The sequence below is a fragment of the Pseudomonas fluorescens genome (assembly GCF_902497855.1).
Taxonomy (GTDB): domain Bacteria; phylum Pseudomonadota; class Gammaproteobacteria; order Pseudomonadales; family Pseudomonadaceae; genus Aquipseudomonas; species Aquipseudomonas fluorescens_BI.
This window is the reverse complement of sequence record NZ_CABVHU010000012.1, coordinates 12,952-25,806: the sequence shown is the minus strand read 5'-3', so window position 1 is coordinate 25,806 and position 12,855 is coordinate 12,952. Positions and strand designations below refer to the sequence as shown.

Annotated in this window: 13 protein-coding genes; 6 read left to right on the top strand and 7 right to left on the bottom strand. The window is 62.8% G+C overall.

What is annotated here, in order from left to right; all coding sequences use genetic code 11:
- Window positions 1-7: 7 nt before the first annotated feature.
- The gene (locus F8N96_RS22545; protein ID WP_150799690.1) at window positions 8-832 is read left to right on the top strand and encodes an alpha/beta fold hydrolase; all 825 of its coding nucleotides are present in this window, start codon (window positions 8-10) and stop codon (window positions 830-832) included.
- Window positions 833-945: 113 nt separating this feature from the next.
- Here F8N96_RS22545 and dsbG read toward each other — a convergent pair whose 3' ends face one another.
- Genes dsbG through dsbD form a run of 3 tightly spaced genes read right to left on the bottom strand, consistent with a single transcriptional unit; the run spans window position 946 to window position 4,294 of the window.
- Complete coding sequence (gene dsbG, locus F8N96_RS22540; RefSeq protein WP_150799689.1) at window positions 946-1,716, bottom strand: thiol:disulfide interchange protein DsbG; 771 nt, start codon at window positions 1,714-1,716, stop codon at window positions 946-948.
- The gene (locus F8N96_RS22535; RefSeq protein ID WP_150799688.1) at window positions 1,692-2,558 is read right to left on the bottom strand and encodes a TlpA disulfide reductase family protein; all 867 of its coding nucleotides are present in this window, start codon (window positions 2,556-2,558) and stop codon (window positions 1,692-1,694) included. The genes dsbG and F8N96_RS22535 overlap by 25 nt, the downstream gene beginning before the upstream one ends.
- Window positions 2,558-4,294, bottom strand: a complete 1,737-nt coding sequence (gene dsbD / locus F8N96_RS22530; protein ID WP_150799687.1) for a protein-disulfide reductase DsbD — start codon at window positions 4,292-4,294, stop codon at window positions 2,558-2,560. The genes F8N96_RS22535 and dsbD overlap by 1 nt, the downstream gene beginning before the upstream one ends.
- Window positions 4,295-4,447: 153 nt before the next feature.
- Here dsbD and F8N96_RS22525 point away from each other — a divergent pair, with 153 nt between their 5' ends.
- From F8N96_RS22525 to F8N96_RS22505, 5 genes are all read left to right on the top strand, one after another.
- Window positions 4,448-5,128, top strand: a complete 681-nt coding sequence (locus tag F8N96_RS22525; protein ID WP_150799686.1) for a response regulator — start codon at window positions 4,448-4,450, stop codon at window positions 5,126-5,128.
- Window positions 5,125-6,450, top strand: a complete 1,326-nt coding sequence (locus F8N96_RS22520) for an ATP-binding protein (RefSeq protein WP_150799685.1) — start codon at window positions 5,125-5,127, stop codon at window positions 6,448-6,450. Before F8N96_RS22525 ends, F8N96_RS22520 begins: the two co-directional genes overlap by 4 nt.
- Window positions 6,451-6,772: 322 nt before the next feature.
- Window positions 6,773-7,294: a GNAT family N-acetyltransferase gene (locus tag F8N96_RS22515; RefSeq protein WP_150799684.1), complete on the top strand. Its 522-nt coding sequence runs from the start codon at window positions 6,773-6,775 to the stop codon at window positions 7,292-7,294.
- A 41-nt stretch (window positions 7,295-7,335) separates the two neighbouring features.
- The gene (locus F8N96_RS22510) at window positions 7,336-8,748 is read left to right on the top strand and encodes an aspartate aminotransferase family protein (protein ID WP_150799683.1); all 1,413 of its coding nucleotides are present in this window, start codon (window positions 7,336-7,338) and stop codon (window positions 8,746-8,748) included.
- An 82-nt stretch (window positions 8,749-8,830) separates the two neighbouring features.
- Complete coding sequence (locus F8N96_RS22505) at window positions 8,831-9,058, top strand: MbtH family protein (RefSeq protein ID WP_150767258.1); 228 nt, start codon at window positions 8,831-8,833, stop codon at window positions 9,056-9,058.
- Between the two features lie 214 nt (window positions 9,059-9,272).
- Here F8N96_RS22505 and F8N96_RS22500 read toward each other — a convergent pair whose 3' ends face one another.
- Genes F8N96_RS22500 through F8N96_RS22485 form a run of 4 tightly spaced genes read right to left on the bottom strand, consistent with a single transcriptional unit; the run spans window position 9,273 to window position 12,846 of the window.
- Window positions 9,273-10,187 (bottom strand): metal ABC transporter substrate-binding protein, encoded by a 915-nt coding sequence (locus tag F8N96_RS22500; protein WP_150799682.1) that lies wholly within the window; start codon window positions 10,185-10,187, stop codon window positions 9,273-9,275.
- Entirely contained in the window at window positions 10,188-11,087 is a 900-nt protein-coding gene (locus F8N96_RS22495) for a metal ABC transporter permease (RefSeq protein ID WP_064598224.1), read from the bottom strand.
- The gene (locus F8N96_RS22490; protein ID WP_150799681.1) at window positions 11,087-11,923 is read right to left on the bottom strand and encodes a metal ABC transporter ATP-binding protein; all 837 of its coding nucleotides are present in this window, start codon (window positions 11,921-11,923) and stop codon (window positions 11,087-11,089) included. The genes F8N96_RS22495 and F8N96_RS22490 overlap by 1 nt, the downstream gene beginning before the upstream one ends.
- Window positions 11,920-12,846, bottom strand: coding sequence for a metal ABC transporter substrate-binding protein (locus tag F8N96_RS22485; RefSeq protein WP_150799680.1), 927 nt, complete (start codon window positions 12,844-12,846; stop codon window positions 11,920-11,922). The genes F8N96_RS22490 and F8N96_RS22485 overlap by 4 nt, the downstream gene beginning before the upstream one ends.
- Between the last annotated feature and the right edge of the window lie 9 nt (window positions 12,847-12,855).

The window sequence follows — 12,855 nt, the reverse complement described above, 5'->3', positions numbered from 1 at the left end:
ACAGTCAATGCCCTTCGTCACAATAGATGGACAACCGCTGCACTACATCGATCAAGGCACTGGCCCGGCAGTGCTGCTGGCCGGCAGCTATCTGTGGGACCAGGCCATGTGGGCGCCGCAGATTGCCACCCTGTCGCCACACTACCGGGTGATCGCCCCGGACCTGTGGGGCCATGGCCAGTCCGGGCCGCTACCGCAAACGACCACTTCACTGGATGACATCGCTCGTCAGGGACTGGCCTTGCTCGATCATCTGGACATCGAACGCGTCACGCTGGTGGGGCTTTCGGTCGGTGGCATGTGGGGCGCGCGCCTGGCCTTGTCGGCACCCCGGCGAATCAACGGCCTGGTGCTGATGGACACCTATCTAGGTGATGAGCCCGTGCCGACTCGCGATTATTATTTCTCATTGTTAAAGCAGATCGAAGAAGCCGGCGTGATCACGCTACAGCTGCTGGATATCATTGTGCCGATTTTCTTCCATCCTGATATCGACCGGGAGTCGGCGCTTTATCAGGATTTCCGTGCGTCGTTGGCGGCGCTGCCGTCGGAGCGTCTGCGCCAAAGCATCGTGCCGATGGGGCGGATCACGTTTGGCCGGGACGATCTGCTGCCGCGTCTGGACGAGCTGGACGCTGAGACCACGCTGCTGATGTGTGGGGATCAGGATCAACCACGGCCACCGGCGGAAACCCGGGAAATGGCCGAGTTGATCGGATGCCCGTACGTGCTGGTGCCGGAGGCGGGGCATATCTCCAATCTGGAGAATCAGCAGTTCGTCACAGATGAACTGCTGACGTTTTTGGCCCAGAGCAATTCAGCGGAGCATTGAAAAAAAATCGCAGCCCCCTGTAGGAGCGAGCTTGCTCGCGAAAAACGCAAGGACAACGCGTGCATCCTGAAAGAACGCGTTATCGTTGGCGACCATCGCGAGCAAGCTCGCTCCTACTTGGGCCCGAGAATCTTCACCAATTTGTCCGGCGAAGGCGCGCCTTGCTGCTGTTGCAGTTCACCTTTGTCATCCATATAAAAAATCGCCGGGGTCGCGGACAACTCCAGCTCTTCCATCATCTGCATGTTCGCTGCAAGCTTCGCCTGAATCGCCGGCGGCACTTCTTTCAAGGCCTTGAGCGAGCTGCCCTTGCCGGCACCTTCATGGTCTTGCAAGGCTTTCTGCGGGTCCTTGGCAGCCAGCAGCGCCGCCGATTTGCCTGGGCTGTCTTCACGGATGATGCCGACCATGATGTGGCGCAGTTGCACCTTGCCGGACTTCACCCACGGCCGCGCCTGTTCCCAGAACATATTGCAGTAAGGGCAGTTCGGGTCGCTGAACATATAGACGACCCGCGGTGCGTCTTTTTTGCCGTCAGCGATCCAGTGGCTGGTTTCCAGTTTGGCCCAGACTTCTTTCGCCATCGGTGCATAAACCAGCTTCTGCAATGGCGCGCTGCTCAGGTCATTGCCCTCGGCGTCATACAGATTGCCCAGCAGAACATGCTTGCCATCCGGGGTCAGGTACAGGGCCAGGCCCCGGTTCTGGTACTGCGCCGCATAGCCGCGCAAACCGTCGGGGGCATCGAATTGGCCGACGATTTTCGCACCCTTGGCTTCGATCTTCCTGATCGCTTCGGGCAGTTCTTCGGCAGCCTGCACCGACGGCAGGTGCAGCAGGGTGGCGCCCAGGGTCAGCGTTAACAGGTGGCGGAGGCGGGGCATGGCAATTTCCTTGAAGAAGTGGCTGGTGCGGCAGGATTAGAGGTGTCGAAGTTTTCCAGGGCGCGGGCCAGGCTGGCGTCCGACAGCTCTCCCAGATGGCTGCCCAGCCAACGACCTTCGGGGCTATAGAACAGCGTAGTCGGCAATGCCATGGAGCCGACGGCCTGGCCCAATCGGCCGCTGCCATCGAACAGCACGTTGGACAGGCTCAGGCCCTGGGTTTCCAGATAGGTGCTGACACTTTGCATGCTTTCGGCCTGGTTGACGAACAGGAAGGTCAGGTCCGGGCGCTGTTGCTGGGCTTCTTCCAGCACCGGCATTTCCCGGCGACAGGGCGGGCACCAGGTGGCCCAGAGATTGATGACCAGCGGGCCGCCCTTGTAGTCGGCCAGTTGCACGGTTTCACCCGCGGCATTGCGCAGGGCGATATCCGGCAGGCGCGTGCCTTGCTCGTAAATTGTCAGGGAGAACGTCGCCAGCAGCCAGAATGCCAAGCCGCTGGCCACGCCAAATCCCAGGGGACGGCGCAAGCCGGGGCGACGCCAGCCTCGATACAAGGCCGCGAGCAGCAACACGATCACGCCCGGCCAGGCCAGGAAACCGCCGTCGCGCAGGTCGATCATCTGCCACGGATCGTCCCGATAATGGGGCCAGTAATGGGCGACAAACCCCACTCGCGCCGCCAGCATGCCGAGCAGGAACAGACTGAACAGCGCCGACTCGGGATTCTCGCCACCGCGCTTGGCCACCCGCCAGCCGACAAAGGTCGCCAGCGCCAAGGCGCTGATCAGCAGCAGGTGATTAAGCGCAATGGCAAAGGTGCCGAGGGTAAAAGTCAGCATTAACGAGCGTCTCGGGTGGTGGTCCAACGTTGCAGGAAGGTGTCGGCATCGACCTCGCCGGTGATGCGCTGGCTGCGGCGCTCGATGCCGTCGGCGCCGATCCACAACAGGCTCGGTGGCCCCGGCACTTTGTACCGGGCGAGCAGTTCGCGGCTGGCGGCATTGTCGGCCGTGACGTCCAGCCGTAGCAAGCGCACATCACTCAAGGCTTGCAGCACATGGGCTTTGCCGAACACCTGTTTTTCCATGACCTTGCACGACACACACCAGTCGGCGTAGTAGTCCAGCAGCACCCATTGGCCTTGTGCCTGTGCCGCATCGAGCTCCCGTTGCAGGGCGGCGGGGTCCTTGACCGTGGTGAAGGCGTCGTGACCGACAGGGCTTGTGGCGCTGCCCGGGTTTGTCGCGCTATAGACCTGCAACGGTTTGAACGGATCATCGCTGCCGCCGGCGGCACCGATCATCAGCAGGCTGCCCCATACGCCGAGCAATAGCGAACTGGCACCGAACAGGTGAGCGACGCGCCCGAACCCATCCGACTGTTTCCAGGCACTGTAGGCGGCGATCAACAACAATGCACCCCACAGCCCGACCCACAGGGATTCGGCCAGCACCGGACGCAGCATCAGCAGCGCGGTGGCGAGGAACAGGAAGCCGAACACGCCTTTGAGCAGGTTCATCCACGCGCCGGGTTTAGGCAGGAAGCGATTGCCCACCGTCACCAGCAACAGCAGCGGTACGCCGATGCCGATGCCCATGGCGAACAGAATCAGCCCGCCATGCAACGCATTGCCGCTTTGCGCGATGTAGAGCAGGGCGCCGGCCAACGGAGCGGTCATGCAGGGGCCCACCAGCAGGCCGGAGACGGCCCCCAGGACACCCGCGCCGATGAGGCTGCCACCGCGCTGGTTGCGAGAGACATTTTCCAGGCGATCGCGCACCGCTACCGGCAATTGCAACTCGAAGAAGCCGAACATCGGCAACGCCAGCAGCACAAACACCGCGGCGAAGGTGCCCAGCAACCAGGGATTCTGCAGCAATGCCTGCAGATTGGCCCCAAGCAGCGCTGCCAGCACACCCATCGCCGCATACACCAGCGCCATGCAGATCACATAGCTGCTGGCCAAGGCAAACCCTCGTCGGGGCGTGGCGCCACTGCCGACAATCAAACCGGCGAGAATCGGCAGCATGGGCAGGGTGCAAGGGGTGAAGGCCAGCAGCAACCCAAGGCCGAAGAACACCAGCAGGCTCCAGCCCAGTGCCCGCTGTTGCAGGCCGCTGGCCAAGGCTTGATCAGGTGCTTCGCCGACGGCCGATGCCGCAGCGTTTGCACCCAGATCCACCACCTGGGTTTGCGGCGGATAACACAGGCCGGCATCGGCACAACCCTGGAAGCCCACCTTGATCTGGCCCGTGGCGCCCGCCGGAATTTTCAACTCCAGGCCCTGGCGATAGACCTGCTGCTCGCCAAAGAACTCGTCGCTATGAGATTCGCCTTCGGGCAGCGCAGGTTTGAACGCCGGGTCCAACCCGTCGAATTTCAGGCGTTGCTGATAGAGGTAGTAATTGTCGGCGATCTGCCAATAGAGCTGGGTTTCACCGGTCTCGAGACGTTCAGAGGTGAAAACGAACGCTTTGTCGACGGGAAGAAAGTCCGGCTTGGTCGCGAACGGATCAGTCCCTGCCTGGGCCAGGCCCGAGATCAAGAGCGCAAAAAATAGAAACAGTCGAAGCATGGGTAGGCCTTGTCCCTGTGCAAGTGATGTGCACAGTGACGAATGGCGATTAACCGATGATTAACCGCGATGGTCTTGTCGCCGTGGCACTTGCGGCATAATGTCCGCTTAATCGGGCGCCGGCCTAATCACCTTTTATCCACAGGTTTGAGCATGCACGTACTGGTTTGCGAAGACGATGAGCTGATCGCCAGCGGCATTGTCGCCGGCTTGACCGCACAGGGCCTGACGGTGGAGCACGTGGCTACCGCCTCGGCGGCCCGGGCGATGCTGAAGGTCGCCGAATTTGATGTGATGGTGCTCGACCTCGGCCTGCCCGATGAGGACGGGCTGAAGCTGTTGCAGCAGTTGCGTCACAGTGGTCTCGAAATTCCAGTGCTGATCCTCACCGCCCGGGACTCGGTCACCGACCGTGTCGACGGTTTGCAGGCCGGTGCCGACGATTACCTGCTCAAGCCGTTCGACCTGCGTGAACTCGCGGCGCGCCTGCACACTTTGTTGCGCCGTGTGGCCGGGCGCAGCGTCAACCTGATCGAGCATGGTGCGCTGACGTACGATCCCAGCAGTCGCGAAACCAGGCTCGGCGGGCAGCCGGTGGACCTGTCGCGTCGTGAACAGTCACTGCTGCAAGCCTTGTTGCATAATCGTGGACGGGTGCTGTCCACCGAACAACTGAAGGACAGCGTCTACGGCTTCAACGACGAACTGGAAAGCAACGCCCTCAATGTTCATATCCATCATCTCAGGCGTAAGCTGGGTAACGGCATTGTAGAGACCGTGCGCGGCCTGGGTTACCGCCTGGGGCCGGCGGACGGCGGAGATCAATCGAAGTGATGAGCCTGCGTTTGCGCCTGAGCCTCACCCTGGGCGCCGCTTTTGCGCTGATCTGGGCCCTGGCGGCGGCCTGGATGCTCAGCGACCTGCGTAATCAAATGATGTTTTCCCTCGACCAGCGGCTGGTGGCGTCGGCGCGCATGGTCGCCGGTCTGATGGAGCAATTGCCGGCGTTGCCGAGCAAGGGCGAGGGCACTCACTTCAGCGCCGAACAGCTGACTATCCCCGGTGGCATGGCGTGTCAGGTCAGCTCGTTGCGCGGCGAAATCCTCGCCCGTAGCCACACCGACCCGCAACAAACCCTGGAAGCCGAGAAGATGGGCTTCCACGATCAGATGATCGACGGCGCGCCGTGGCGCAGTTTCACCCTGGCCCGCGGCGATCTGCGCATCACCACGGCCGACCGTCAGATCGAGCGCGAAGCCCTGAACATGTCGATCCTGCTGGCCGCCTCGGTGCCGGTAGGCGTGGCGTTGCTTGGTTGCCTGTGCCTGCTGTGGCTGGGCATCGGCCAGGGACTGGCACCGCTCAATCGCATGCGCGATGCCTTGAAACGGCGCAGCGCCGACTCCCTGGAGCCGTTGCAGATCCAGCCGTTGCCCAGTGAACTGCAACCCTTGCTCGATACCCAGAACCAGCTGTTGCAGCGGATCGGCAAGACCATCGAGCGCGAGCGCCGCCTGACCGGTGACGCGGCCCACGAGTTGCGCAGCCCGCTGACAGCGATCAAGACCCACCTGCAAGTGGCGCGCATGACCGAAGGCGCGGCCCGGGATCAGTCCCTGGCCCGGGCCGAAGAGGGCGCCGATCGCCTGCATCGGACCCTTGAGCAATTGCTGCTGCTGGCGCGGGTCGAGGGCAGTCTGTCGTTCGACGATGGTGCGCAATGCAGCGCCGAGCAAGTGGCTAAACTGGCGATTCAGGACGCCGCCAGTGGTGATCGCCAGCGAATCAGATTCCAGGTACCGTCGAAAATCTCTCATGCCCCGGTGCAAATGCCGGCGGTATTGTCCATCGCGGCCCTGCGCAACCTGCTGGACAACGCCCTGCGTCACACCCCCAACGACGGGCCGGTGGAGCTGAGTCTGGAAACCACCGGCGATCGCGTGCAGTTTGTGGTGCGCGACCATGGGCCGGGCATTGCCGACGATGATCTGCAACACCTGACCCAGCGTTTCTGGCGCAACGGCCAGAGCACCGGTTGCGGCTTGGGACTGGCGATCGTCCAGGCGATCGTACAGCGCTGCGGTTGTACCCTGCATTTCGACAGCCGACCGGATGGGTTGCGGGTCAAGTTGACCATGCCGCTGCAGCCCACCTGACCAACACCACAACCCCCCTGTAGGAGCTGGCTTGCCAGCGAAGAGGCCATCACCGGCGACATCAATGGTCCCTGACACACCGCCAATTGTGCCATCGACACAATCCCCTGCAGTAGCTGGCTTGTCGGATCCCGGCACCGCAGCGAAAAGGCCATCACCCGCACCATCAACGGCGCCTGACACACCGCCTTCGCCGGCAAGCCGGCTCCTACAAGGGATCTGTGTCGCTCATCAAATGTAACTCCTCTCCATTGGCATTCGAGCCCCCTCCGGCGCTATCGTCTCCGCCAGCTTTGACTCAATGGATTGAGGTAACAGCGCCATGGATGCATCGATACACATCTGCAAGGCAACCGCCGCCGACGCCGGCATCATCAGCCGCATCGTCGAGCGCTCCATCCGCGTCGGTTGCGCGCTCGATCACCGCAACCATCCGCAAACCGTTGCCACCTGGACCCATAGCAAGACCATCGAACACATCCAGCCCTGGCTCAGCGACCCGCGGTTATACCTCAATATCGCCCTGCTGCAAGACAAGCCCGTCGGCGTTGCCATGGCCTCGATCAGCGGCAGGATCGCCTTCTGCTATGTACAGCCGGAATGGTTTCGACGGGGGGCCGGGCAAGCGCTGGTACAGGACCTTGAAGGCTGGCTGGCCAATCAGGGCTGGTGCCAGGCGCGACTCAACAGCACCCGCACCGGCGAAGCGTTTTACCGACATCTGGGCTACCGGCCTTGCGCCCAATCGTTCCTGGTCGCGGGCCTGCAAGCGATTCCCATGCACAAAGGCTTGTCGCCCCCTTTACGCAAAGCTGATCAGAGGGCTAAATCCCCGCGACCCTGATGCGTTTCCACAACAGGAAAACCTTTATTAGGGGTCGAGAGATGTCAGTCGCTACCAGCCTTGTGCAAGATCAGCCGGCCCGGATCGCTCCGGCGCCGACCGAGGTGCTTTATCAGTTCAACGAATCGCCGTTGCTGGCCCGCCAGAGCCAGCAGGAATCGAATGCCCGCAGCTACCCGCGCCGCATTCCCCTGGCACTCAAGCGCGCCAGGGGCATCTACGTCGAGGACGTCGAAGGTCGAACGTTTATCGACTGCCTGGCCGGCGCTGGCACGCTGGCGCTGGGGCATAACCACCCGGTAGTGATCGAAGCGATCCAGCAAGTGCTGAGCGATGAGTTGCCATTACACACCCTCGACCTGACCACCCCGGTCAAGGATCGGTTTGTCCAGGATCTGTTCGGCCTGCTGCCACCTGCCTTGGCCACTGAAGCGAAAATCCAGTTCTGCGGTCCCACCGGCACCGACGCGGTAGAAGCGGCGCTGAAACTGGTGCGCACCGCCACGGGCCGCAGCACCGTGCTGTCGTTTCAGGGCGGTTACCACGGCATGAGCCAGGGCGCGCTGAGCCTGATGGGCAGCCTGGGGCCGAAAAAACCCTTGGGCGCCTTGCTGAGCAGCGGCGTGCAGTTTATGCCGTACCCCTATGATTACCGCTGCCCGTTCGGTCTCGGCGGTGCGCAAGGGGTGCAGGTGAACCTCAATTACCTGGAAAACCTGCTCAATGACCCGGAAGCCGGCGTGCAGTTGCCGGCGGCGGTGATCGTCGAAGTGGTGCAGGGCGAGGGCGGGGTGATCCCGGCCGATCTCGACTGGTTGCGTGGCTTGCGCCGCATCACCGAGAAGGCTGGCGTGGCGCTGATCGTCGATGAGATCCAGAGCGGATTCGCCCGCACCGGCAAGATGTTCGCCTTCGAGCATGCCGGGATCATTCCGGATGTGGTGGTGCTGTCCAAAGCCATCGGCGGCAGCCTGCCGCTGGCGGTGGTGGTCTATCGCGACTGGCTCGACACCTGGCTTCCGGGTGCCCATGCCGGGACCTTCCGCGGCAACCAGATGGCGATGGCGGCGGGCTCCGCGGTGATGCGTTACCTGACCGAACACCGAGTCTGCGAGCATGCCACCGCCATGGGCGAACGCTTGAGCGAACACCTGCGCATCCTGCAGCGGGACTTCCCGCAATTGGGGGACATCCGCGGTCGTGGCTTGATGCTTGGCGTAGAACTGGTCGACCCGACCGGCGCACCGGATGCCCAGGGGCACCCGCCGATCTTTGCTCGCCTGGCGCCGCTGGTGCAGCGCGAATGCCTCAAGCGCGGGCTGATCCTCGAACTGGGCGGCCGTCACGGCGGCGTGGTGCGCTTCCTGCCGCCGCTGGTGATTACCGCTGCGGAAATCGATCGGGTCGCCGAGATTTTCGGCCGGGCCATGGCTGCAGCGACCGCCGGCCTGTAAATTTTCCGGCCCCTCGAACGTTCCTTCTACAGACCGGCTGCGCACGCAGTGCAGCCCACCCCTACAGCGATGGAGACACACCATGACGTCAGTATTCGACCGCGAGGACATCCTCTTTCAGGTCGTGGTCAACCACGAAGAGCAATACTCGATCTGGCCCGATTACAAGGCCGTGCCGCAAGGCTGGCGCACCGTGGGTAAAAGCGGTCTGAAAAAGGAATGCCTGGCGTACATCGAAGAGACCTGGACCGACATGCGTCCGCTGAGCCTGCGGCAGAAGATGGAAGAGCAGGCGACTGTGGCTCACTGAGTCGGCATGCAAAAAAAACCCGCTGGTCCGGTAAGGTCAGCGGGCTTTTTTTTGGTCTGAGAGCCGCGGTGCCTGACCATCTCCCGTCCCGCAGAGGTACTCCGATCAACGTGCAGGCGCTGGCTTGTCGGATCGCCGCACCGCAGCGAAAACGGCTTCAAGACATGCATCGCACATGAAGACGCCTTCGCCGGCAAGCCGGCTCCTACAGATGCTATCCCCCGCTCAATCCTTTGATGAGCAAATCCACATTCCCCTCCAGCTCCGCCACCGGGTCCGCCGCATCCACGCTCAACACCACCAACCGACTCCCAGCCTCGGCAATCACCGCTTTCACCGCCTCTGAAGGCTGTCGATGATGCAACACCACCGCCACATCATTGTCTTTCAGCGTAGCGCCCAATGCCTTGAGCGCTTCAGGTGTCCACTCGGCATCCGGTCGCGCATCGACGCCGATCAGCTCAAGATTGAGCCCGCCAATCAGGTAGCCGAAGTGGTCGCTCAAGCTCATCACACTGAGGTTGTCGGCACTGGCCAGACGCGACTCATTATCGGCGCTGAACTTGAGCAAGCGCTGTTTCAGCGCCGCCAGGTTGGCCTCGATCTGCGGCTTGGCCTCCGGCGCCAGGCGCACCAGATCCGCCGCCATCACGTCTGCCATCCGCCCCATGTTGTTACTGGAAAACCACGGCTGACTGTTCAACCCGTCGACCTTGTTGTCCGGCTGCACGGCGATGCCGGGCAGGGCGCCGTCCACCGGGCGGGCGGCATCGACTTCGACGATACGGATATTGCTGCGCCGGGAGATCGGGTACAGCGGATCATCCGCCCACAGCGACCGCAGACCGATGACCGCATCGGCATCGCTCGCCAGTTTGGCCAGCGCCGGCGCGCCACGTCCGGTGAAGTAGGCGGTCTGACGGCTGCCAGGCAGGTTCGCCGGCGCCGCCCGTTCAAGGCTGATGTCAGTGCCCTTGAGCAAGACTTCGCCCAGACCGTAAGTGATCGGCAAGGACGCCAGCACGCGCAACGGTTTGGCGCCGTCCGCCGCATTGGCTGTATGGACCAGCCCGCACAGGGGCAATGTGAAGACCACTGCCAGGCTCAATTGACGCAGAGAAAAAGACATTTATCCAAGGTTCCCTTTCAGACTTGGGACGACGCCACGGGCAATGGCGGCCAGGGCGAAGGCGATACCGGCCACCAGAATGATCGCGGCACCGGACGGGATAGGCAGGTCGAAGACAATCGGTGCGAGAATCCCGCACAGGGTGCTGACCGTGGCGATCAGTACCGAGCACCAGAAGAAGCCCTTCAACGACTGGCTCAGCAAGCGTGCCGCGGCCGCCGGAATCACCAGCAGGGCGCCGACCAGAATCGCGCCGATGACTTTAACCGCGGCCACGGTGATCAGGGTCACCAGAATCACGAACAGATAATCCAGGGTCTTCACCGCCACACCGCGCACCGCCGCCAGTTGCGGGTTGAAACTGGCGAGCATGATGCGGTTGTACAGCGGCAGGGCCAGCGCCATCACCAGCGAACCGACAATGGCCAGTACCAGCAGGTCATTGCCGTTGACCGTCAACACCGAGCCGAACAAGACGTTTTCCAGAATGTGCACGTTGATCTTGCCGGCAAGGATCAGCAGCAGGCTCGCACCCAATGCCAGGGATACCGAGAGAAACACGCCGATCAAGGTATCCGGCGCCAGGCCGGTGCGGTTGCGCAGGTAGTTGAGCAGGATGCCGAACAACAGGCAGTAGCCGAACAGGCTGCCGTAAGGTCCGGTGTAGGGTTCCCCGAGCAGGATGCCGATGGCCACGCCGGTCAATGCCGCGTGACCCACCGCTTCGGAGAAAAACGCGAAGCGCTTGACCACCACCAGCGTGCCCAGGCCGCCCAGCACCGGGCCGATCAGCAAGCCGGCGAGCAGGGCGTTGACCACGAATCCGTAGGCCAGCGCCTCGGGCAGATAACCCGAGGAGGCCCAACCCTGGACCGTCAAGCGAAAGGCTTCGTAACTCATCAGGCAGCGCTCCGTGGATGGGTCGAGAACAGGGTCAGCAGGCGTTCCGGCGTCAGGGCCTGTTGCGGAGTAGCATCGAACAGTACCCGGCGATTGAGTCCGGTGACGCGATCGGCCAGGCGCCCGACCGCTTCCAGGTCATGCTCGATCCACAGCACGGTGATGCCGCTCTGGCGCCAGTCGCCGAGCAACCGTTCGAACACCCGGATGCCCGCCTCATCGAGGGCCGACATCGGCTCATCCAGCACCAGCAATTGCGGCGCCGGGATCAGACCCTGAGCCAACAGCACGCGCTGGCGTTCGCCGCCGGACAAGGCGCCCATGCGTCGTTTGCGCTTGTCCTGCATGCCGACCCGCTCCAGTGCTTCACCGATCGCGGCCGCGTAATGCTTACTCAAACCGAGGAACGCCGGGCGCCGCTGGCACATCGCGGCCATGAAATCGTCGACGGTCATCGGCAGGCCGCGGTCGAATTCCAATGCTTGCGGCACATAGCCGATGGTCCCGGGCGTACCCGGCCAGTGCAGGCTCAGGCGACCCTGATGCGGCATCTGCCCGAGCAGGGTCTTGATCAGCGAGCTTTTGCCGCCCCCGTTGGGACCGACCAGCGCATGCACGCTGCCGGGCCGGACCTGGAAAGTCACCTGGTCGAGGATCGTCGTGCGGCCCAGCGTCAGGCTGACCTCCGCGAAATCAAGCGTCGGCCCGGAAACTTGTGGGAGCGAGCCTGCTCGCGATTGCGGTATCTCATTTAGCGATGATGTTGACTGACTGGACGCCTTCGCGAGCAGGCTCGCTCCCACAGGGGATTCGCTGAGTGTTTCTTTCGCCGTCATGCGCCGGACTCCTGGATCGCCCGGACCACGGTATTGAGGTTGCCGGTCATTTCCTTTTCGTACTTGTCAGCCGTGTACTCGCCATAGGAAATGTGCGACAGCGGATAGAGCTTCACCCCGGATTCACGCTGGATGGTCTCGACGTAAGTAGACGGGAAATCCATCTCCGAGAAGATCACTTTCACGTCCAGCTCACGCAATTGGTCGATGGTCTTTTTCAGCTGGCTCGGGCTTGGCTCGATGCCATGGGCCGGCTCGACCACGGCGGTCACTTCGAGGCCGAATTCGCGCAGCAGGTAGTCATACGCCGCATGCACTGTTGCCACCCGCAGTTCGGCGTTTGGCGCCTGGGTCAGTTTGGCCAGGGCGTCGGCGCGCATCTGCCGCAGGCGTTTGCCGTAGGCGCGGGCGTTCTGGGTGTAGGTCTTGGCGTTGGCCGGATCGAGCTTGCCCAGTTCCCGGGCGATGTTGTTGACCTGGGCAATCGAGGCGCTGATCGACAGGAAGGTGTGCGGGTTCACGACCTTGCCGGCACCGCGGGCGGCGACGCCGGTGGCGGCCAGCAAGGGGACGTTTTCATTGGCTTCGATCACCGGGACGTTCGGCGTTTCGCTGGCGGCAATCATGCGGTCGGCGAAGTCGTCATGGCCGACGCCATTGAGCACGACCACGTCCAGGCCGCTGATGCGCTTGATGTCTTCGGCACGGGGCTCGTAGGCATGCGGGTTGAAACCGGCCGGGATCAGCGGCACGACTTCGGCCTTGTCGCCGACGATGTTGGCCACATAGCTGTAATAAGGGTGCAGGGTGATGCCGATGCGCAGGCGCTTGGCCTCGTCGGCACTGGCCAGGGGTGACAGCAGGCAGGCGAGCAGGCCAACCAGCAGCAGGCGCAGCAATGAGCGTTGAGATGAACTAGGCATGGGAAAGCG